Raw genomic sequence first — 20,139 nt, forward strand, 5'->3', positions numbered from 1 at the left:
GTCCCGGACGCCCCAGCCCCCTAACGCCCCAGCCCCCTAACGCCCCAGCCCCCTAACGCCCCAGCCGCTAGACGCGACGGCCGAACAGCAGCTTCCACGGCATCAGCGCCGATTCCAGCTGCACCTTCAGGCTCATCTTCGACGCGCCCTTGGTGCGCTCCTCGAAGCGGATCGGCACCTCGGCGATCGAAATACCCTGCTTGATCGTGCGGTAGTTCATCTCGACCTGGAACGAATAACCGTTGCTGTGGATCGAGGCCACATCGATGGCCCGCAGCGTCTCCGCCTTCCACGCCTTGAATCCGGCGGTCGCGTCCTTGACGCCGAGCCGCAGGATCGCGTTGACGTAGAAGTTCGCCCAGGCCGACAGGGCCTTGCGATACCACTTCCACTCCGCCGCGGTCGAGCCGCCCTCGACGTAGCGCGATCCCAGGACCACACCGGCATCGGAGGTCTCGAGCTTCTCCAACATGGCCGGAATCACCTCGGCCGGGTGGGAGAGGTCGGCGTCCATCTGGATGACCACGTCGGCGCCCTGGTCGAGCGCCGCGGTGATGCCGGCGATGTAGGCACGGCCGAGGCCGTCCTTCTCGGTCCGGTGCAGCACACCCACCACGGACGGCAGCTCGGCGGCCAGTTTGTCCGCGACCTCACCGGTACCGTCCGGGGAGTTGTCGTCGACCACCAGAACGTGCAGATCGGCGACCGGTAGTGCGGTCAGCCGCTCCACCGCCACCGGCAGGTTCTCCCGCTCGTTGTAGGTCGGCACCACCACGGTCACCTTCACAAGTCGCCCTCCACTCGATTCGACCTGACTGCGCGCGCCCGGATCCGGGCACGACGTGCTCTGGAGAACCGTAGCCCACCCACCTGAGAGGGCACGAGCGGCTCAGTCTCTCCCGTCGCGGGCGTCCTCGCGGGCATTGCGTTCGCGCACGATCTCGAGCGCCCGCTCGGCGGTGGCGCGGTCCGGATACGGCCCCATCCGGTCGGCGAACCAGCACCGCTTGCTCTGTTCGGCGCGGTGATGCTTGAGGCAGTAGTACCACTGATCGTCGGAATCGCCCATGCCGATCATCGTCGCACCCGGCGCCCGCCCTGTCAGGCAACCGGTGAATCCGCACGTCGGGCCGCCCGGCGGGCATCCGCCGACGAGTGTGGCCCTTGACACACCCGCGTGGTGAATGTACGTTCATTCACAACAAATGCTAGTTCACTCATTCGGCGGTAGTCCGCTCGCCGACTCGTCGGAGCAGAAGGAAGCGCAATGGATTTCTCGACCTACTCCCAGCTCACGTTCAAGCGCCTGGACGACGGCGTCCTGCTGATCACCATCGACCGGCCGGAGAAATACAACGCCGCCGACGAGCAGATGCACGCCGAGCTGGCCCGGGTCTGGACGGATGTCTCCGGCGATCCCGAAACCCGGGTCGCGGTCATCACCGGCGCCGGCAAAGCGTTCTCCGCGGGCGGTGACCTGGCGATGGTCGAGCGCATGGCCGGTAACCACGAGCGGGTGGCGAACATGCTGCAGGAAATGAGCGACCTGGTCTACAACATGATCAACTGCGAGAAGCCGGTCGTCGCCGCGATCAACGGCGTCGCGGTCGGCGCCGGGCTGGTGGTGGCGCTGCTCTCCGATATCTCGATCTGCGCCGAGGACGCCAAACTGGGCGACGGGCACGTGAAGCTCGGCGTGGCCGCGGGCGATCACGCGGCGATCCTGTGGCCGCTGCTGTCCGGTATGGCCAAGGCCAAGTACTACCTGCTGACCGGCGAGATGGTCGTCGGCGCCGAGGCCGAGCGCATCGGCATGGTCACCAGCGCGGTGCCGCGCGAACAGGTGCTCGACGACGCGCTCGCGGTCGCCGGCAAGCTCGCCGGCGGTTCCCAGCTGGCCATCCGGTGGACGAAGAAGGCGCTCAACAACTGGCTCAAGCAGGCCGGTCCCATCTTCGACCAGTCCGCCGCCTACGAAATGCTCTGCTTCATGGGCCCGGATGTCACCGAGGGCTATACCGCCCTGCGCGAGAAGCGCGCCCCCAACTTCCCCTCCGCCCGCGCGGTCACCGGTAACTGAGGAGCCGAACACGATGAGCGACAACACCATTGCGGTAGTCACCGGAGCCGGTTCGGGTATCGGCCGGGCGATCACCCTGGCCCTGGCCGCCCGCGGCGACCGGGTCGTGGCCGCCGATCTGGATCTCGACGCCGCCAAGCGCACCGCCGAACAGCAGTCCGACCGCATCTTCGCCATGCAGGTCGACATCGCCGACGCCGAGCAGGTGCAGGCCCTGCGCGATCGGGTGCACGCCGAGGTCGGGGTGCCGAACATCCTGGTCAATGCCGCCGGCTGGGACCGCACCGACAAATTCCTCAACGCCACACCGGAATTCGCGCAGAAGGTGGTCGCGATCAACTACCTGGGGCCGGTGCACATGTGCAGCGCGTTCCTGCCGGGCATGGTGGAGGCCGGCGGCGGTCGGGTGGTCAACCTGGCCAGCGACGCCGGGCGCGTCGGCAGCTCCGGGGAAACCATCTACGCCGGCGCCAAGGGCGGAGTGATCGCCCTGACCAAATCGCTGGCGCGCGAGATGGCCCGCTACTCGATCACCGTCAACTGCGTCTGCCCCGGACCGACCGACACCCCGCTGTTCCAGGCCCAGGACGAGAAGCTGAAAGAGGCGCTGATCAAGGCGATTCCGTTCCGCCGCCTCGCCCGGCCGGAGGAGGTCGCCGCCCCGGCTCTGTTCTTCGCCTCCCCCGACGCGTCGTTCATCACCGGTCAGGTGCTCAGCGTCAGCGGCGGACTCACCATGGCCGGCTGAGCGCCGCGCCGACTTCGGAGGACCAGATGTACGACGCCCATGCCTACCGGCAGTACTTCGAACACGATTTCACCTACCTCAACGGTTTCCGGCGCAACGTCCACCGCTACGCCCACCACCCGGCGATCGAGGATCCGGCGACCGGGACGACCGTCACCTACGCCGAACTGGGCGACCGCGTCGACCGGCTGGCCACCGGCCTCGCCGACGCCGGTGTCGAGCCGGGTGACGTCGTGGCATATCAGCTGTTCAACGGGGTCGAGTTCGCCGAGCTCTATCTGGCGACGCAGGCCGCCGGAGCAGTCGGCTCGCCGATGAACTTCCGGCTCGCCGCCGGTGAGACGTCCTACATCCTCGCTTCGAACCGTCCCCGGGTCTTCGTCTACGACACCGACCTCACGCCGATGGTGCGAGAGGCGTTGGAGCGCAGCGAGTTCCGGCCCGGTCTGCTGGTGGCGGTGGGACCGGGTGAGCCGCTACCGGGCGCGGTCCGCTTCGACGACCTGGTCGCGGCGACGGCGCGGGCGCTCCAGCCGGATCGCACGGTGTGGGACGAGACCACCCGCCTGTACACCTCCGGCACCACCGGGATGCCGAAGGGCGTGCCGCTCAACAGCCTGGTGGAGATCTTCAGCGCACACGACGTCATCATGCATTTCCCGATGTCGCCCGAAGACAAGACGCTGAACATGACCCCGTGGTTCCATCGCGGCGGATTGTATTGCGCCGGACCGAATCCCACGTTCTACTTGGGTTCCTCCCTGGTACCGATGCGCGCCTTCGACGCCGACACCACCCTGGATCACGTGCAGCGCTACGGCCTGACCTTCCTCATCGGCGCGCCGACCAATCTGGCCATGCTCGCCCATGCACAGGAGGCCCGGCGCCGCGACCTGTCGAGCCTGCGCGGCATCGTGACGATGGGCGCTCCGCTGGAACGCGAGGCGGCGCTGCGCTATCAGAAGGTGTTGAATCCCAACATCTTCAACGGCTACGGCAGTACCGAGGGATTCTGGAACACCTTCCTGCGCCCGTCCGATCTGCCGGCCATGGCCGGAACCGCCGGGCGCGCGTGCATCGACGACGACGTGGCGGTGGTCCGGGTACTCGACGACCGGCTGGCCGAGCCGGAGGAGACCGTCGCCAAGGACGGCACGGAAGTGGGCGAGGTCATCGTCCGCTCACCGAAGGGCGCCAATGCCTACGTCGACTCCCCCGATCAGGAGGCCCGCAAGTTCCATCGCGGCTGGTTGTATATCGGTGACCTCGCCACCTGGGACGAGCAGGAATTCGTCACCATCGTCGGACGTAAGGACGACATGCTGCTGTCCGGCGGCGAGAACGTCCACCCCGTCCAGGTCGAGGAGGCGCTCAACGAACATCCCGGCGTAGACGATTGCCTGGTGGTGGGCATACCCGACGAGCGCTGGGGGCAGGTGGTGGTGGCCTATGTGGTCGCCGCCGAGCCCGGAGTGGGCGTGGCGGAGCTGGACCGGCACTGCCGCACCCATCCCATGCTCTCGGCGTTCAAACGCCCGCGCGCCTACCGCTTCGTGGATTCGCTGCCGGTGTCGGCCACCGGCAAGAAATTGCATTACAAACTCACCGAACAGGCCCGCGACGATGCCGCGGCCGGCCTGTTCACCTATCCGGACAAGGAAAACGCATGAGCGCGAAACGTCCCCCCGCCTTCGACGCACTCGACCCGCTGGCCATCGATTCGCTGCTGTCCGAGGACGAACGGGCCGTGCGCGACAGTGTGCGCGGCTTCTGCGCCGAGCACATCACCCCGCATATCGCCGACTGGTTCGAAGCCGGCGATCTGCCCGGCGCGCGCGATCTGGCCCGCGAGTTCGGCAGGCTCGGTGTACTCGGCATGCATCTCGAGGGTTACGGATGCAGCGGCGCCTCGGCCGTGCACTACGGTCTGGCCTGCCTGGAACTCGAGGCCTGCGATTCCGGTATCCGCTCGCTGGTCTCGGTGCAGGGCTCGCTGGCCATGTTCTCCATCTGGAACAACGGTTCGGAGGAACAGAAGCAGCGGTGGCTGCCGGGTATGGCCACGGGCGAGATCATCGGCTGCTTCGGCCTCACCGAACCGGATGTGGGCAGCGATCCGGCGGCCATGCAGACCCGCGCCAAGCGCGACGGCGACGACTGGATCCTCAACGGGCGCAAGATGTGGATCACCAACGGCTCGATCGCCGATGTCGCGGTGGTGTGGGCCAACACCGACGAGGGCATCCGCGGTTTCATCGTCCCCACCGACACCCAGGGTTTCAGCGCACACACCATCAAACACAAACTGTCGCTGCGCGCCTCGATCACCAGCGAACTGGTCCTCGACGATGTGCGCCTGCCCGCCGAGGCGATGATGCCCGAGGGCCGCGGCGTGAAGGCGCCGCTGTCGAGTCTGTCCGAGGCGCGCTACGGCATCATCTGGGGTTCGATGGGCGCGGCCCGCTCGGCCTGGCAGGCGGCTCGCGATTATTCGATGCAGCGCAATCAGTTCGGACGCCCGATCGCCGGATTTCAGCTGACCCAGGCCAAACTCACCGATATGGCCGTCGAACTGCACAAGGGCCAACTGCTTTCGCTGCATCTGGGCCGGCTCAAGGATTCGGTGGGACTGCGGCCCGAACAGGTGAGCTTCGGCAAACTCAACAACACCCGCGAGGCGATCGAGATCTGCCGCACCGCGCGAACCATTTTGGGCGGCAACGGTATTTCGCTCGAATATCCGATCATCCGGCACATGGTGAATCTCGAATCCGTCCTCACCTACGAGGGGACGCCGGAGATGCATCAACTCGTGCTCGGCCAGGCCTTCACCGGCCAGAACGCCTTCCGCTGACAAGAGGTCCCATGAACGCACGACTGGAGTACGACTCCGAACACCGCCAATTCCGTTCCGTGGTCCGCGATTTCGTCCAGCAGACGGTCGCGCCCGCCCACGAGGACTGGGAACACGCCGGCCGGCTGGACCGATCGCTGTTCACCGAGGCGGGCAAGCTGGGACTGCTCGGCTTCCCGGTCCCGGAGCGTTTCGGTGGGCCGGGAGTCGAGGATTTCCGCTACCACGCCATCGTGATCGAGGAGATCACGCGGGCGGGTGCGGCCGCGGCGGGTATCGCGTTCTCCCTGCAGAACGATGTGGTGCTTCCCTATCTGACCGATCTCACCGACGAGGAGCAGAAGGCCCGCTGGCTGCCCGGCGTCGTCACCGGTGAGACCGTCCTGGGGATCGCCATGACCGAACCGGGTACGGGCAGCGATCTCACCGGCATTCGTACCACCGCCGTACGCGACGGCGAGTATTACGTGGTCGACGGCAGCAAGACGTTCATCTCGAACGGGCAGAACGGCGACCTGTTCGTGGTCGCGGTCCGCACCGGCGAGGACAAGCACAAGGGGCTGACGCTGCTGGTCGTCGAGGCCGACACACCGGGATTCGGCCGCGGCCGCAACTTGGAGAAGATCGGCCTGCACGCCCAGGACACCAGCGAACTCACCTTCACCGAGATGCGGGTGCCGGTGGCGAACCGGCTCGGCGCCGACGGCGAGGGCTTCTATCAGCTGGTGCGGAATTTGCCGCAGGAGCGGCTGTCGCTCTCGGTCGGCGCGGTCGCGGCGGCCGAGGGAGTGCTCGCGCACACCCTGGACTACGTGCGCGAACGCAAGGCCTTCGGCGCCTCGATCGCGAGCTTCCAGAACACGCAATTCGTGCTGGCGGAATTGGCGACCGAACTCGATATCGCGCGGACCTTCCTCGACGACTGCCTCGCCGAACACATTTCCGGCGGCCTCACCGCGGCCCGCGCCGCCCGGCTGAAATGGTGGACCACCGAATTACAGATGCGAGTGGCCGACCGCTGCCTGCAGTTGCACGGCGGCTACGGCTATATGCGCGAATACGCGGTCTCGCGGGCCTTCGTCGACGCGCGTATTCAGAGCATCTACGGCGGCACCACCGAGATCATGAAGACGATCATCGCGAAGGAGCTGGGCATCTGATTTTCGGTGGACCACTCTAGAGTTGAGTGAACCGTCGTTCATTCGACTGCGCAGATACGGAAGGGTATGCCCGATGGCGAAGCGATCCGCACCGATGGAACTCGAGGAGGCGGTGCGCGCGGTGCGAACCAGCTCGCGCCGGCGCCAACTCCTCAACGCGGCCGTCGCCGTCATGCAGACCACGGGCTTTCATCAGATGTCGATGCAAGCGCTCGCGGATCAGGCCGATGTGAGCGTCGGACTCATCTACAAGTATTTCGGCGGTAAGGAAGACCTGCTGCTCGCGGCGATCGTCGATATTCTCGACGCCTTCCGGGACGAATTGGCTCCGGCCATGGACGCGGTCGGCGACGATCCGGTGGAGCGGCTCGTCGCCGGTTTCCGGCACTACGTGGAAATCGTCGACGAGAATCTCGACGCCGTGGTCCTGACCTATCGGGAGAGCCGGACCCTCGATCCGGAGGGCCGCGAACGGATCAAGGAACTCGAGGTCGAAACCTCCGCCCCGCTGCGGGCCGCCGTCGAGGCGGGTATCGCGGCGGGTCTGATGAACGACCTCGATCCGGATCTCGTCGTCTTCAACCTGATGATGCTCGCCCACGCCTGGGCCCTCAAACATTGGCATTTCGCGCCGCGCTACACCGTCGAGCAGTACATCCGGGCACAGGTGCGTTTCGTGCTGCCCACCGTGCTCGCCCCCGGAGTCGCCGAGCGCTATCGACATCTCATGGAGTGAAATATCTTGTCGGTCACGCTGTCTCGTACGGGCGCCGTCGGCGTCCTCACCCTGGACCGCCCGCCGGTCAATGCCTTCGACGAGGGGCAGGCCGGTGAATTCGCCACCGCGGTAGCCGAATTCGGCGCCGATCCGGCGGTGCGTGCGGTCGTGGTGCGCAGTGCGGCGAAGGTGTTCTGCGCGGGTGCCGATATCGCCATGATGGATTCGTGGCGGGAACTGCCCGACCGGGGCGTGCGGCTGGAGAAGTTCTGCCTGCTGCTGCAGGATGCGTTCGCGGCCCTGGCTGCACTGGAAAAACCCACGATCGCCGAGATCGGCGGTGCGGCCACCGGCGGCGGATTCGAACTCGCCCTCGCCTGCGATTTCCGGGTCGCGCGGGCGACCGCGAAGATCGGGTTGCCCGAGGTCGGAATCGGTTTGCTGCCGGGAGCCGGTGGCACTCAGCGGCTTACCCGCCTGGTCGGACCGGCCACCGCGTACCGGCTGATTCTCGGCGCGGAGCTGATCGACGCGACGACGGCCGAACGGCTCGGCCTCGTGCACTGGGCCGTCGACGATGCGGCAGCCACGGCGATGACGCTCGCCGAACGCCTGGCCGATCTTCCCGCGGATGCCTACACCGCCGCCAAACGGTGTATCGATGCGGCGGGCACCGCAGACGGGTACGGCTTGGAGCGCACCGAAATCGGGGCACTCATCCACACCCAGGAAACCGGGCGCCGCTTGGATCGATTCGTTTCCCGCTAGGACGAATTTCTCGTGCGGCGTCGATTCGGCGGAGCTGCGGCTGTTGTCCGAATCCGGCTCCGCTCGGGCGCGCGATGCCTAGAGTGCGCTCATGAGCAGAGTGGGCGCCCTGGTTCGAGTCGCGCTGGCCTATGTCGTAGCCGTCGTCGCGGGGCTCGCCTGGCTGCTGTGGGGGCCGGATACCGGACAGCTGTGGTTGAACGGCCTGATCGCCGACTTGATCGCCACGGTTGTGGTCTTCGTATTCAGCCGGATCTACCGGAATTCCAGCTTCTACGACCCGTACTGGAGCGTGATCCCGCCCCTGCTGGCCTTCTACTGGTGGATTCGCAGCGACGAGCCGTCGAATACGACACGCTGGTGGCTGATGATGGCCGTCATGCTGGTGTGGGCGGTGCGGCTCACCGCCAACTGGGTGACGACCTTTCCCGGTATGCACCATGAGGATTGGCGCTATCCGATGGTGCGCGAACGAGCGGGCAGGTTCGCCTTCGTCGCGGATCTGTTCGGAATCCACGTCTTTCCGACGCTGCAGGTGTTCGCCGGGCTGATTCCGGTGTACGTGGTGGCGACGCGCGCCGGCGAACCGTTCGGCGCGCTCGACATCGTCGCCGTCGTGATCGGTGCGGGTGCGGTTGCCTTGGAAACCGTCGCCGACCTGCAGATGCATCGCTTCGCCGCCACCACATCGCCCGGCCAGGTCATGGACCGCGGGGTGTGGGCGTGGTCGCGGCATCCGAACTATTTCGGCGAGTGCGGCGTCTGGCTCTCGTTCGGCCTGTTCGGGCTCGCGGCCGCCCCGGGCAGCTGGTGGGTTCTCGCGGGGGTGGTGACCATGGTGGCGATGTTCGTGGGCGTCAGCATTCCGATGATGGAACAGCGCAGCCTGCAGCGGCGGCCGGCGTATCGGGATGTGGTGCACAGGGTTTCGGTATTCGTTCCCCTGCCGCCGCGGAAACGAGCGGCATGACCGGCCCTCGGGTCGTCATCGTCGGACTGGGCGATACCGGTGTCCTCACCGGAACCCGGCTCGGCCGGGACGCCGACGTCGTGGGCATCACGACGAAGCCCGGCTTCGTCAGCGGCCAGGAACTCGGCCTGCGACTGGCCCGCCCGCAGGAGTGGATGCGCGACTATCGCATCGGCTACGACCGCTTTCGCGGTCTCGACCCGATGCGCATCGTGCACGGCAGCGCCACCGCACTCGACACCACGAACCGGACCGTCCGGGTGCGCCGTGTCGACGGATCGTCGGGCGATGAGCCGTACGACCTCCTGGTGATCGCCACCGGGGTGACCAACGGCTTCTGGCGGCACCCCGCGCTGCAAGACCATGCCGACGTCGACGCCGACCTCGCCTCACACCATCGGCGCATCGCCGACGCGGGCACGGTGGTGGTCGTCGGCGGGGGCGCGGCCGCGGCGAGCTGCGCAGCGCAGATCGCCGAACGCTGGCCGGCGAAAGAGGTACACCTCTACTTCCCCGGTCAGCGCGCGCTCCCCGAACACCACCATCGCGTGTGGACACGGGTCGAATCCCGGCTCGGCGCACTCGGAGTCGTGATCCACCCCGGCCATCGCGCGATACCGCCGCCCGCTTCGGATCTCGGCTCCGGCCCCGTCGTATGGTCCACCGGCCAGCCGCCCACGACCGCCGATGTGGTCATCTGGGCGATCGGGCGGATCCGGCCGAACACCGCATGGCTTCCCCCGGACATGCTCGACGAGCGCGGCTTCGTCCGGGTACTGCCGACCCTGCGCGTCGTGGGTTTCGACGATGTCTTCGCGGTGGGCGACGTGGCGGCCACCGACCGGTTGCGCTCCTCGGCGCGTAACCAGGGCCACAAGGTGCTGGCACACAACCTCCGTGCGCACTCGAACGGCACATCCCTTCGGGTGTACCGGCCGCCGCGGCGGCGGTGGGGATCGGTGCTCGGTGTCCAGCGTGACGGGCTGACGGTCTATGCGCCGAACGGGCTCGGCTTCCGGTTCCCGCTCCGGACCACCGACGCGCTCCAGCGATTCGTCGTCCGCCGCAGCATCTACGGGGGCGTCCGCGAGGTCGGGAAGAACTCCGGCCCCGCCGAGCACCGGTAGCGACCCGAGCGCGTGCCATGCTGCCGACGGGCACGCAGCGGGCAATACTGCACGGGTGAGCGGTTCCGAGAACGACACCGACGACGTTCCGGCGTGGGCACGCCGCACGGCCGGCGAATCACGCTGGGCGGCAACGGCCGCGATGGTGGGCATCATCGTCCTGCAAGTGCTGCTACCCGATCACTTTCAGCTGCGCCCGGTCTGGCTGCTGCCGATGCTGGAAACGGTGCTGCTGATCGTGCTGGTGGCGAGTAGCCCGGTGCGCTTGGACCGTGAGGAGATCTGGCTGCGTTGGTGCAGCCTGGGGTTGTCGGCGCTGCTCGGCATCGCCACCGCCTGGTCGGTGTTCCGGCTGGTGGCCGGCCTGATCAACGGCACGCTCAGCAACGATCCGCCGGTCCTGCTCGGTTCCGGCGCGGCGATCTGGCTGACCAACGTCACCGTATTCGCGCTCTGGTTCTGGGAACTCGATCGCGGCGGCCCGGCCGCACGGGCGCACGCCCGCGAACAGCTACCCGATTTCCTGTTCGTCCAGATGCAGAATCCCGAGCTCTCCCCTGCCGACTGGGAGCCGGAATTCCTCGACTACCTCTACCTGTCGTTCACCAATGCCACCGCGTTCAGCCCCACCGATGTGATGCCGATGACGCGCTGGGCCAAGACGCTGATGATGGCCGAATCCGCGTTGTCGCTGATCACCGCGGCACTGGTCATCGCGCGGGCGGTCAACGTCTTGAAGTGAGGACGGCGCGGAGTTTTCCGAGCCGCCGGAGCGGCTCGCCTACCGGTCCACCAGTTCGGCCACCGCGAGCCGGGCGGCATTGGCGCCGCACATGCCGTGGGCGCCCGGTCCGGGCGGGGTCGCTGCCGAGCAGATGTACATGCCGCGAACGCCGAGGCTATAGGGGGACAACGTGGTTCGCGGTCCGAACATCAGCTGGCGAATGTCCTTGGCGCCGGTCATGATGTCGCCGCCGACATAGTTCGGGTTGCACACGGCCATCTCGGTGGTCGAGCGAACCGCCTGTCCCACAATGCGTTCCCGGAAGCCGGGGGCGAACCGCTCGATCTGCGCGATGATCGCCTCGGTCGCATCGCCCGAATAGCCGTTGGGCACATGGGCGTAACTCCACACCGGGTGAATGTCACCGGCCGAACGTTGTGGATCGGCCAGATACTGCTGCCCGACCAGTACGAAAGGACGCTCGGGCATCCGGCCCGCGTGGATCTCGCGTTCACCGGCAGCCACCTCCGCGTACGTCCCGCCGAGGTGCACGGTCCCCGCCCGGTGCGCGTGCGGAGCGGTCCACGGCACCCCACCGGCGACCGCGAAGTCGACCTTGTAGGCCCCGGGCCCGCGCCGGAAACGGGCGAACGCGTGCCGAACTCGTCGCGGTAACCGATCGCCGAGAATACGAGCGACGGCATCGGGCGCCAGATCGAACATGGTGATGTCGGCCGGCGGCAACTGTGCCGCCGACTCGACCCGCACCCCGGTCTCGATCTTTCCGCCCAGCTCCGCCAGCAGCGCCGCCAGCGCATCCGCAATCGCCTGTGATCCGCCTTCGGCCACCGCCCAGCCGTGCCGATGACCGGCGGTGAGGATGCCGAGGCCGACGGCCGATGTGAGCGGATGGTGCAGCGGCCGGAAGGCATGGACCGCAACGCCTCCGAACAGTGCCCGCGCCTGCTCGGTGCGGAACACCCGGGCGAAGGCCGAACCGGGCAGCAGCGTCGGCATCCCGAAGCGAGCCAACGTCAGCGGGTGATGCGGTACGCGCAGCAGCGGGCGCATGATGTCCTCGCTCAGCGCGTCGTAGCGGCGCACCGGGCGGTCGAATGCCAGGCGCCAGCGCGAGCCGTCGCGACCGAGCCCGGCCGCGGTCTGCTCGACCGAGCGGTACAGCACCCCGGCGCTGCCGTCGTCGAGCGGATGCACACAGTCGATCTCGGGCAACCGCCAGGTCAGTCCGTAGCGGTCGAGCCCCAGGCCGGCGAGGAACGGTGACCCGACGGCCATCGGGTGGATGGCCGAGCAGTGATCGTGCAGCAGACCGGGAACGATGGCCTCGCTGCTGCGCGTACCGCCGCCGATCTGCTCGGCCGCCTCGAGCACGGTGACCTCGACACCTTCGGAGGCGAGGGCGACGGCGGCGGCGAGCCCGTTGGGCCCGCCGCCGACCACCAGTGCGGTTGTCACGCCACCACTCCGAAATCGTCCTGGCTGGGCTCGGTCTGCACCGGGCGAACCCAGATGGGCCGCAACGGAATCGGACCGTTGGGCAGCCACGGCTGCTCGGCGACGGCATCGGCGACATTCCAGGTGCCGCGTTCGATCACGCCCAGCGCGGCGTCGATCAGCTTGTAGTGCTGCACGCCGCTGCCGAACGCCTCCGACTCCACCCAGGCGATCACACATTCGCCGGGTTCGAAGCGAGCCTCGTCCTGCACCGCGCGGATCATCTCCTCGTCGTGGAAGTGGCCGTCACCGAAATTGAACCCCACGATCGAGTTGCAGAGGAACTCCCCCTCCCGGACCGTGCGCGAATCGATATCGGGCAGCCGTGCGATCAGCAGCGAGAACAGGCCCCGCCCCTGGCTGTGCAGGGTGCGCCAGGCAATCGTCTTCTGCAAGGTGATCTCCGCCCACTGCGGTTCGTAACCGAATTCGATGAACTGATCGATCTGATTGCGGGCCGAGCGGGTCACCCGGTTCAACTTCTCCTCGGCGCCCGGGGTGAACGTCCACACCGCCGAGGCCCAGTTGCCCGCGTACTGCCGCATCGACGGCAGGAACGAGACCTTGTCGGGCCGCAGATTGCCGAGCACCGGGAAGAACAGCAGCGCGGCGACCACCGGAACGACCAGCCACACCGGCGACATGTCCCACACGGCGTATCCGTTCCAGGCGGGGAAGCCCAGGAACAGGAAGACGGTGGCGTAGGCGAACAGCACGTTCCATTCCAACGGCACCGCCAGCGGGAAGGTGGACACGATGAAGAGGTGGAAGATCACCATGATCAGCACCGCGACCAGGGTCACCCACTTGTTCGTGGAGAACAACAGCACCAGCGGAACCAGCATCTCCACGCAGGTGCCGTTGACGTGGGCCATGAAATGCGCGATGCCGGAGGGACGCATATCGCGCGGGAAATCCTTGTAGTGCGCGCGTTTCACCGATTTGAACGGCACCGACGGGCTGTTGGACACCATCGGCGGCACCACGTTGGAGAAATGCTTGCCGAGTTTGGAGAAGCCGGCGCACACCCAGACGACCACGATCAGCAGTTTCAACGCGACGATCATGTTCACGAACGGGAACACTGTGAACGCGATCAGCGCCGGCAGATATTGCTCGCCGCGGGCGCCGAGGAAGACGACCTTGTCGCGCAGGCCGTTGAGGATCAGCAGCACGATCGGCGCCGTCAGCGCGGCGGGCGCGATGAGCCCGGAGGTGTTGTCCGGAGGTACCGCCGCGAGCGAATCACTGTGCGCGCCGGGCAGAATCAGCGCGATCACCAAACTCGCGAGCAGGGCCAGATACAGGGTGACGTCGAACCAGGTGCGGCGATCACCGCCGGTGCCGGGCATCCACGCCCACGGGCGTTGCCGGATCGTGCCGGGCCGGGCCCAGAAGAGGATGCCGCCGGTCATCGGTTTGACCTTGCCGGCCAACGGCCCCCAGGAACCGGCGAGGCCGAGAACCTCCAGCAGCACCGTCCAGACGACGGCCTTCTGATAGACGATCGGCTGATTCCACCATTCGGCGACATGCCAGAACGCCGGCAGGCCGGAAGTCAGTGTGGCCACGGTGATTCCGCCGATCGCGTAGAGCACGATCAACTTGAGGATGTAGACGCAATGCACCATTTTCGGTGAGCCGAAGCCGTTCTCGGCCCAATCGGCGCCGAGGATGCGCATGCGCTCCATCAGCGGTTGCTGCAGGAATGTGTCCGGATCGACGGCCGGCAGATCCGGCTTGGTGAATCCCATCGGAATATCTCCTTCTCGTGGAGGCGGATCAGGCGGTCGGCACGCGGCGCAGCGACGGTTTGTCGAGTTTGCCGACGGCGTTCTTGGGCAGGTCGTCGAGGAAAGTGATCGCCACGGGCAGTTTGTATTTCGACAAATTGCGCCGGGTATGGGCGAGCACCTGTTCGGCGGTGAGAGTGGCGCCGGAATTCAGGGCGAGGAACAGCACCGGCTCCTCGCCGTAGAGCTTGCTGGCCCGGCCGACCACCGCGGCCTCGGCGACCTCGGGCAGCTGGTAGACGACGCTCTCGATCTCCTTGGGATAGATGTTCTCGCCGCCCCGGATGATCATGTCCTTGGCGCGGTCCACCAGGACGAGATAGCCGTCCTCGTCGATCCGGCCGATATCGCCGGTGCGCAGCCAGCCGTCGACAACTGTGCGAGCGGTGTCCTCAGGTCGATTCAGATAGCCACGCATGACATTCGGGCCCTGGATCAGGACCTCGCCCGCGGCGCCGCCGGCGACCGGTGTGCCGTCCGGGTCGGCGATGCGGATGGACTGGCCGGGCAGCGGGAGACCGACCGTGCCCGGCTTGCGGCGGCCACGCAGCGGGTTGACCACGCTCGCACAGGTGCCCTCGGACAATCCGTAACCCTCGATGATCGATATGCCGTAACGGCTTTCGAACTTCCGCAGCAGTTCGGCACTGGCAGGCGCCGCGCCACACACCGCGAAACGCACCGCCGAGGTATCGGGGGTGACCTCCGGCGGCAGGTCGGCCAGCATCGTGTAGATGGTCGGCACCGCGGAGAAGTAGGTGGCGCCGCTGCGTTCGAGCCGGGCGAAGAACGTGCCGGGGGCGAACCGGCCCGCGATCGTGGTGCGCCCACCGGCGAGCAGCGGGGCGAGGGTGCTCACCACGATCCCGTTGACGTGGAACAGCGGCAGGATCAGGAGGCTGTGGTCGGCGGCCGTGAGTTCGAAGGCGCCGATCACCATGGCGCACATGGCGTTCAGATTCGCGTGGTCGAGCATCACGCCCTTGGGCCGCCCGGTGGTCCCGCTGGTGTAGACCAGCAGGGCCAGCGCGTCGTCGCGGACTTCGGCGGTGGTATCGGCGGGCGGGGTCGCGGTGAGCTCGGCCGGGGTGAGCACGGTGATCCCGATATCCATCGGCCGATCGGTGACCAGGACCTTGGCGCCGGCGTCGGCGCCCTGAAAGCCGACCTCGGCCGGAACGAGCGACGGATTGATCGGCGTCACCGCGGCGCCCAGACGCCATGCGGCGAACAGGGATACCACCAGCGTCACGGTGTTCGGCAGCATCACCGCGACCACGTCACCGGGCGAAACTCCCTGTTCGGCAAACGCGGTGGCGGCCCGCCGCACCGCGTCGGCGAATTCGGCGTTGGTCAACTCGACCTGATCGTCGGCCACACAGGGTGCGCCGGGATCGTGGCGGCTTCGAAGGTCGGGCAACTCGGAAAGGTGCATGGACGGGTCCTGAATCCTCGGTGTCGAACGGATACGTCAACGCTAGGAATCAGTGAGCTGTACCACACCGTCGTCCGTGGACGAATTACTGCCGAAGTCTTGTCTCTGCGAGACAAAGATCACGCGCCGAGACCTCGGAGCGCGTTCGATGGTCAGCGAGTGAGGACCGTCTTGCCGTACCAGTGGCACACCAGCAGTGCGAGTTCCACGTCGAGCCGGGCGTCGGCGATGGGCCGGCCACGTCGCGACACGGCCCGGCCCACCCGGTATTTCACCGAGTTGTAGTGCAGATCCAGTTCCTGCGCGGCCGCCTTGTAACTGGACCCGGTCCGGAGAAATACCCGCAGGGTGTCGCGCAGCCGCGCATCGCTCGCGGTGTCGGTGGCCAGTGGACCGAGAACGTCGGCCACCCAGTCCCGGACCGCGGCCGGATTCCCCCCGAGTAAGGCGGCCGCCATCAATCCGGGATCGGTGGACGCCACGATCTTGTCCTCGGGCCCGCGCCGTGCCGCCACGGCGCGGGCCTGCTGGGCCTGGCGGTGGGACCGGCGGAACCCGTCGACTCCCACCCCCGCCGCCCCGATCGCGATGTGCGGAGTATCGGGCCGGCCGAGGGCGAACCGGCGGATCTGCTCGGCCGGATCGCCGGGATCCGAGGTGAACGGCAACCAGACCCACCCGCTGGTGCGGTCGGCCGCGGCGAACAGCGGAGCGGCGGCGGCATCGACGGCACCGGCCAGTTCACGGACGAACCGCTGCAACCGGGCCAGGTCGTCGCTGTCGGAGTCGGCGTCCGGGTACCAGAGCACCATCGCCACGTGATGCCGGCGCAACGGATACCGGATCGCGGCGGTGGCGTCGTCCACGTCGACGGCCGTGTCCTGGGCCAGCATCTCGCGGACTCGCATGGCGCGCACGCTGTTCCGGTTCTCCAGCCACCGTTCGCGTTCCTCCTCGTAGACCGCGACGACCTGCTGTGAGATCCAGTCGATGTAGGCGAACAGTACGTCGGTGATCTCCTCGATCACCGCGATCCGGGTGGTCGGCTCCATATCTATGGCGTGCAACTCCGCGAAGACCAGCTCGGTCAACCGCCGCTGCCCCAGCCGATACGCCCGGACCAGCGCGTTCACCGGAACCCCGTGCTGCGCGAGCCGCCGGGCGTATTCCAGCGCGGCGGTCGGCGCGGTGATCCGCTCCACCGCGATGCCGTGCCGCAGCGCATGCAGAATCGTGTCGACATTCCCCTCGACACTCGCCCCCAGCAACTCCACCGTCCGCGCATCCCCCCGCAACTCCGGTATGAGCTGTTCGAGCGCTTCCTTGATGAGCGAGCTGACCCCGGTCACCTGCTCGTTCATCCGCGCGGCGATCCGGGCCACATATTCGCCGGAACCGACCTCACCGTCGTGCGCCTTCGTCACACCACGGACGGTAGGCCCCGAACGTCCACCTCGACCGGCGTTCCGCCCGAAATTCGTCCTCCCGGAACAAAGGCGGATGTGGAATCTGTCTCGGCGCGATCAGCGACCGGTACGAGACGAGAAGATCCGGTGCCCCGCCGGGCTGTCGCTACCGGATACGACGCGTACCCGGACGTATGCTGTGAACCCACAGTCGGTCACCCCCTGCGCTCCTGACCTGCCATTACAGGCTCACGGTCGGGTCGGGAGGGGTTTGCTACCGGCCGCGTATGCGTCGCTCCACACAACCTGGAGGAACATCGCATGAAGAAACTCGTATCGGAACGAGCTCCGTGGATGGCCCGCCGTACGACCCGCATCGGGTCGATCGCTGCCGCAGCGATCACGGCGTCCTTCGTCGCGCTGACACTCGCGTTCTCCGCACCACCCGGCCAGCCGCAGACATCGGCTCCCTCCCCGACCTTTCCCCCTCCCCTCCCGACCTTCCCCCCTCCCCTCCCGACCTTCCCTCCTCCCCTCCCGACCTTTCCTCCTCCTCTCCCGACCTTCCCCCCTCCTGGCGGAAGCGGCTCGGCCGGGTGTGCCACGTGGAGCGGCTCGGCTGGTTCGAGCGGTTCGGGTAGCTGTTGAGAGCAGCGGCGGGCGAAGGGTTCCGCGGGGCGCCCCGTTCATCCGGGACCAGTCATGGCCGTCGAAGACAAAAAATCCCCCCGACCACAGGTCGAGGGGATTTGAAAGTGGCCAAGGCCGGGATCGAACCGGCGACCTTCCGCTTTTCAGGCGGACGCTCGTACCAACTGAGCTACCTGGCCGGGGCACCCGAACCGAATGCCGTACAACAAAGCGACCCTGACGGGACTCGAACCCGCGACCTCCGCCGTGACAGGGCGGCGCGCTAACCAACTGCGCCACAGGGCCTTGCATGCTCTCAACGGTGTTGCCACCGTACCCCCTACGGGATTCGAACCCGCGCTACCGCCTTGAAAGGGCGGCGTCCTAGGCCGCTAGACGAAGGGGGCCCGCCGGATCTCTCCGGTCCGTACCTCAACGGCTTCCGTTGGGAGCTCGCATAGCTTATGACAGGCTTTGCGCTATTCCCAAATCGGCTGGTCAGAGGCCCAGATTCAGATCTTCCAGGCGTGCCGAGGCCTTCCAGCCGTGCCGGCGGAACTCCTCGAGCCAATCCTGAGTCGCCATCGCCTCGATGATCACCTCCAGCGCCTCGGTGAACCGGGTGCGCAGATCGACCCCGCCGCCGAGCAGATCGATGATGTAGCGCTGTCCGGCCAGCGCGGCCGCCAGGGTGCGGGTGAACCGGTCCGGGTCGGTGTCCAGGCGCAGCTGCTTGCGGTCGACGGCACGCACCGCGAGCAGTCGCGCCGACCGGCTGACGATCCGGCTGCCGCCCGACCGCGCGTCCTGATAGAACTCGGGTTCGATCACGAGCCGGAACTCCGCCTGGGCGATGATGTCGTTCTCCAGGCGCAGCGCGACCTCGTCGATCATCCCGTGCATGATGTCCAGCGGCTCGAGATCCGTTCTGGCCAGCCACCTTTCGGTGGTCGCCCGATATCGTTCGACGGCAGCGTCCAGCACCGCCCGGGCCAGATCCTCCTTGGAATCGAAATGGAAGTACATCGCGCCCTTGGTCGCGCGCGATCCCTCCAATATGCGATTCAGCGATGCCGCGGCGTAGCCGCTCTTCCCGAATTCAACGGCGGCGGACCTGATGATCGCCGCCCGTGTCCGGCGGGCCCGCTCTTGCTGCCGTGCCATGCTCGAAACGCCTCCGAAGCTGCTTGCCGCCGGAGGAACCGATAGGGGACGGTCCTCGACGAGAAGTTATTAGATTTTCAAATACTTAATTCCGGGCTACCGCCCGGCTTTCAAACTTTTGGTACGAAAATTCGCAGGGATACCTGAAACACACCAGCTGGTATAGTTTCGACGTCCGGGTGCGCCGCAGGGGGTGCGCACCCGGGCGTTTTGTTCGTCTCGGATCCGCCTCCTGCGACGTCGTCTCCTCCGACCTCGCGACCGGCCCGGCCGATCGCGACATGTGCCGGCACAACAACCTTCGGCCGAATCCCAACCGCCGGAAGATCTCCCGGTTTCGCCGGAATTCACCAAGCGATCACCGTACCCCGAATCCCGAGACGACGCGCCACGTACCGAGGAGTCACTTCACCGGAAACCGGGACCGCTCGTGGCAAATGCCGGTTAGCGCCCGCGTATGCGAATTCCGGCGCGCCCCAGCAATGTTCACCACCACGGCTGGCACCGTCGATACCCGGGACTCATCCCGGCCGCTGCGGTCGGCCACCGGGCGGATCCACCGACACGATCACCTCCCGTACCAAATATGTTGTCACGCACTACGTTTGGACAATGTTTCCACACTTCCGCGCTGAAACAAATTGCTGAGCAAGGAGATTGCCCGAGAATCGGCCGGGTATACGGGAACGCCCCGGCGCTGCCGGGCCGGCCGATCCGGGCACAGGTCCACCGGGCCGGGTCGGGCGGACGTCGCCCGGCGTTCAGGAGGCGCCCCGGGTCCCGCCGGCGGCGATCCCGCTCCCGGCAGCCGCCACTTCGCCCCGGAGGGCCGCGCCACCAGGGCAGATGCCCACCGCCACACCGTCACACGGATACCGGTTACCACTTCCGCGCGCGAAACATTAGACTTGCGGACCGCGCCCCTATAGCTCAGTTGGTAGAGCTACGGACTTTTAATCCGCAGGTCCCAGGTTCGAGCCCTGGTGGGGGCACACCGATGGGCCGGAGCGAGAGTTCCGGCCCATCGTCGTCTCGGGCTCTGTTTCG

Annotated in this window: 17 protein-coding genes and 4 tRNA genes; 11 read left to right on the forward strand and 10 right to left on the reverse strand. The window is 67.1% G+C overall.

The features are described 5' to 3' along the window. Positions 1 to 67: 67 nt before the first annotated feature. Positions 68 to 769, reverse strand: coding sequence for a polyprenol monophosphomannose synthase (locus ACPCUW_RS30210; protein WP_036525684.1), 702 nt, complete (start codon positions 767 to 769; stop codon positions 68 to 70). 120 nt (positions 770 to 889) lie between these two features. Further along, on the reverse strand, positions 890 to 1,069 hold the full coding sequence (locus ACPCUW_RS30215; protein WP_030517474.1) for a hypothetical protein: 180 nt from the start codon (positions 1,067 to 1,069) through the stop codon (positions 890 to 892). A gap of 198 nt (positions 1,070 to 1,267) precedes the next feature. On the opposite strand from ACPCUW_RS30215, the gene ACPCUW_RS30220 reads away from it, so the two are divergent. The 10 genes from ACPCUW_RS30220 to ACPCUW_RS30265 all read left to right on the forward strand — a co-directional run bounded on the left by ACPCUW_RS30220 (position 1,268) and on the right by ACPCUW_RS30265 (position 11,167). Next, positions 1,268 to 2,080 (forward strand): enoyl-CoA hydratase/isomerase family protein, encoded by an 813-nt coding sequence (locus ACPCUW_RS30220; RefSeq protein WP_063017050.1) that lies wholly within the window; start codon positions 1,268 to 1,270, stop codon positions 2,078 to 2,080. Between the two features lie 13 nt (positions 2,081 to 2,093). After that, positions 2,094 to 2,828 carry an SDR family NAD(P)-dependent oxidoreductase gene (locus ACPCUW_RS30225; RefSeq protein WP_063017048.1) on the forward strand — a complete coding sequence of 245 codons (735 nt, stop codon included), beginning with the start codon at positions 2,094 to 2,096 and terminating at the stop codon, positions 2,826 to 2,828. 26 nt (positions 2,829 to 2,854) lie between these two features. Then, a complete protein-coding gene (locus tag ACPCUW_RS30230; RefSeq protein ID WP_393524618.1) occupies positions 2,855 to 4,498 on the forward strand; it encodes a class I adenylate-forming enzyme family protein in 1,644 nt (547 codons plus the stop codon). Beyond that, entirely contained in the window at positions 4,495 to 5,682 is a 1,188-nt protein-coding gene (locus tag ACPCUW_RS30235; RefSeq protein ID WP_030517470.1) for an acyl-CoA dehydrogenase, read from the forward strand. The genes ACPCUW_RS30230 and ACPCUW_RS30235 overlap by 4 nt, the downstream gene beginning before the upstream one ends. Before the next feature lie 11 nt (positions 5,683 to 5,693). Next, on the forward strand, positions 5,694 to 6,842 hold the full coding sequence (locus ACPCUW_RS30240; protein ID WP_423428622.1) for an acyl-CoA dehydrogenase family protein: 1,149 nt from the start codon (positions 5,694 to 5,696) through the stop codon (positions 6,840 to 6,842). A gap of 73 nt (positions 6,843 to 6,915) precedes the next feature. After that, a complete protein-coding gene (locus ACPCUW_RS30245) occupies positions 6,916 to 7,578 on the forward strand; it encodes a TetR/AcrR family transcriptional regulator (protein ID WP_030517468.1) in 663 nt (220 codons plus the stop codon). Positions 7,579 to 7,584: 6 nt separating this feature from the next. Further along, a complete protein-coding gene (locus tag ACPCUW_RS30250; RefSeq protein ID WP_423428624.1) occupies positions 7,585 to 8,328 on the forward strand; it encodes an enoyl-CoA hydratase/isomerase family protein in 744 nt (247 codons plus the stop codon). 91 nt (positions 8,329 to 8,419) lie between these two features. Further along, entirely contained in the window at positions 8,420 to 9,298 is an 879-nt protein-coding gene (locus tag ACPCUW_RS30255) for a DUF1295 domain-containing protein (RefSeq protein WP_423428626.1), read from the forward strand. Next, the gene (locus ACPCUW_RS30260) at positions 9,295 to 10,425 is read left to right on the forward strand and encodes an FAD-dependent oxidoreductase (RefSeq protein ID WP_423428627.1); all 1,131 of its coding nucleotides are present in this window, start codon (positions 9,295 to 9,297) and stop codon (positions 10,423 to 10,425) included. Before ACPCUW_RS30255 ends, ACPCUW_RS30260 begins: the two co-directional genes overlap by 4 nt. Before the next feature lie 55 nt (positions 10,426 to 10,480). After that, positions 10,481 to 11,167, forward strand: a complete 687-nt coding sequence (locus ACPCUW_RS30265) for a DUF1345 domain-containing protein (RefSeq protein ID WP_030517465.1) — start codon at positions 10,481 to 10,483, stop codon at positions 11,165 to 11,167. A gap of 39 nt (positions 11,168 to 11,206) precedes the next feature. Here ACPCUW_RS30265 and ACPCUW_RS30270 read toward each other — a convergent pair whose 3' ends face one another. From ACPCUW_RS30270 to ACPCUW_RS30305, 8 genes are all read right to left on the reverse strand, one after another. After that, entirely contained in the window at positions 11,207 to 12,625 is a 1,419-nt protein-coding gene (locus tag ACPCUW_RS30270; RefSeq protein WP_423428628.1) for a phytoene desaturase family protein, read from the reverse strand. After that, the gene (locus ACPCUW_RS30275; RefSeq protein ID WP_423428629.1) at positions 12,622 to 14,418 is read right to left on the reverse strand and encodes a DUF3556 domain-containing protein; all 1,797 of its coding nucleotides are present in this window, start codon (positions 14,416 to 14,418) and stop codon (positions 12,622 to 12,624) included. The genes ACPCUW_RS30270 and ACPCUW_RS30275 overlap by 4 nt, the downstream gene beginning before the upstream one ends. A 28-nt stretch (positions 14,419 to 14,446) precedes the next feature. Further along, positions 14,447 to 15,892 carry a class I adenylate-forming enzyme family protein gene (locus ACPCUW_RS30280; RefSeq protein ID WP_423428630.1) on the reverse strand — a complete coding sequence of 482 codons (1,446 nt, stop codon included), beginning with the start codon at positions 15,890 to 15,892 and terminating at the stop codon, positions 14,447 to 14,449. A 152-nt stretch (positions 15,893 to 16,044) separates the two neighbouring features. Then, a complete protein-coding gene (locus ACPCUW_RS30285; protein WP_423428632.1) occupies positions 16,045 to 17,316 on the reverse strand; it encodes a PucR family transcriptional regulator in 1,272 nt (423 codons plus the stop codon). A 738-nt stretch (positions 17,317 to 18,054) separates the two neighbouring features. Beyond that, a tRNA-Phe gene (locus ACPCUW_RS30290) sits at positions 18,055 to 18,128 on the reverse strand. A 32-nt stretch (positions 18,129 to 18,160) separates the two neighbouring features. Beyond that, a tRNA-Asp gene (locus ACPCUW_RS30295) sits at positions 18,161 to 18,234 on the reverse strand. 28 nt (positions 18,235 to 18,262) lie between these two features. Next, positions 18,263 to 18,335 (reverse strand) — tRNA-Glu (locus tag ACPCUW_RS30300). Positions 18,336 to 18,426: 91 nt separating this feature from the next. After that, the gene (locus tag ACPCUW_RS30305; RefSeq protein WP_063017027.1) at positions 18,427 to 19,092 is read right to left on the reverse strand and encodes a TetR/AcrR family transcriptional regulator; all 666 of its coding nucleotides are present in this window, start codon (positions 19,090 to 19,092) and stop codon (positions 18,427 to 18,429) included. Positions 19,093 to 20,011: 919 nt separating this feature from the next. Here ACPCUW_RS30305 and ACPCUW_RS30310 point away from each other — a divergent pair. Further along, positions 20,012 to 20,084 (forward strand) — tRNA-Lys (locus ACPCUW_RS30310). The last annotated feature ends 55 nt before the right edge of the window (positions 20,085 to 20,139 follow it).

This window comes from Nocardia sp. AB354 (assembly GCF_049538315.1).
In the GTDB taxonomy this organism is placed as follows: domain Bacteria; phylum Actinomycetota; class Actinomycetes; order Mycobacteriales; family Mycobacteriaceae; genus Nocardia; species Nocardia nova.

Bases quoted from the DNA above. Each gene is read 5' to 3' on its own strand.
- ACPCUW_RS30215 (WP_030517474.1), bottom strand. From the start codon at position 1,069: ATGGGCGATTCCGACGATCAGTGGTACTACTGCCTCAAGCATCACCGC.
- ACPCUW_RS30220 (WP_063017050.1), top strand. From the start codon at position 1,268: ATGGATTTCTCGACCTACTCCCAGCTCACGTTCAAGCGCCTGGACGAC.
- ACPCUW_RS30225 (WP_063017048.1), top strand. From the start codon at position 2,094: ATGAGCGACAACACCATTGCGGTAGTCACCGGAGCCGGTTCGGGTATC.
- ACPCUW_RS30230 (WP_393524618.1), top strand. From the start codon at position 2,855: ATGTACGACGCCCATGCCTACCGGCAGTACTTCGAACACGATTTCACC.
- ACPCUW_RS30235 (WP_030517470.1), top strand. From the start codon at position 4,495: ATGAGCGCGAAACGTCCCCCCGCCTTCGACGCACTCGACCCGCTGGCC.
- ACPCUW_RS30240 (WP_423428622.1), top strand. From the start codon at position 5,694: ATGAACGCACGACTGGAGTACGACTCCGAACACCGCCAATTCCGTTCC.
- ACPCUW_RS30245 (WP_030517468.1), top strand. From the start codon at position 6,916: ATGGCGAAGCGATCCGCACCGATGGAACTCGAGGAGGCGGTGCGCGCG.
- ACPCUW_RS30255 (WP_423428626.1), top strand. From the start codon at position 8,420: ATGAGCAGAGTGGGCGCCCTGGTTCGAGTCGCGCTGGCCTATGTCGTA.
- ACPCUW_RS30260 (WP_423428627.1), top strand. From the start codon at position 9,295: ATGACCGGCCCTCGGGTCGTCATCGTCGGACTGGGCGATACCGGTGTC.
- ACPCUW_RS30275 (WP_423428629.1), bottom strand. From the start codon at position 14,418: ATGGGATTCACCAAGCCGGATCTGCCGGCCGTCGATCCGGACACATTC.
- ACPCUW_RS30280 (WP_423428630.1), bottom strand. From the start codon at position 15,892: ATGCACCTTTCCGAGTTGCCCGACCTTCGAAGCCGCCACGATCCCGGC.
- ACPCUW_RS30305 (WP_063017027.1), bottom strand. From the start codon at position 19,092: ATGGCACGGCAGCAAGAGCGGGCCCGCCGGACACGGGCGGCGATCATC.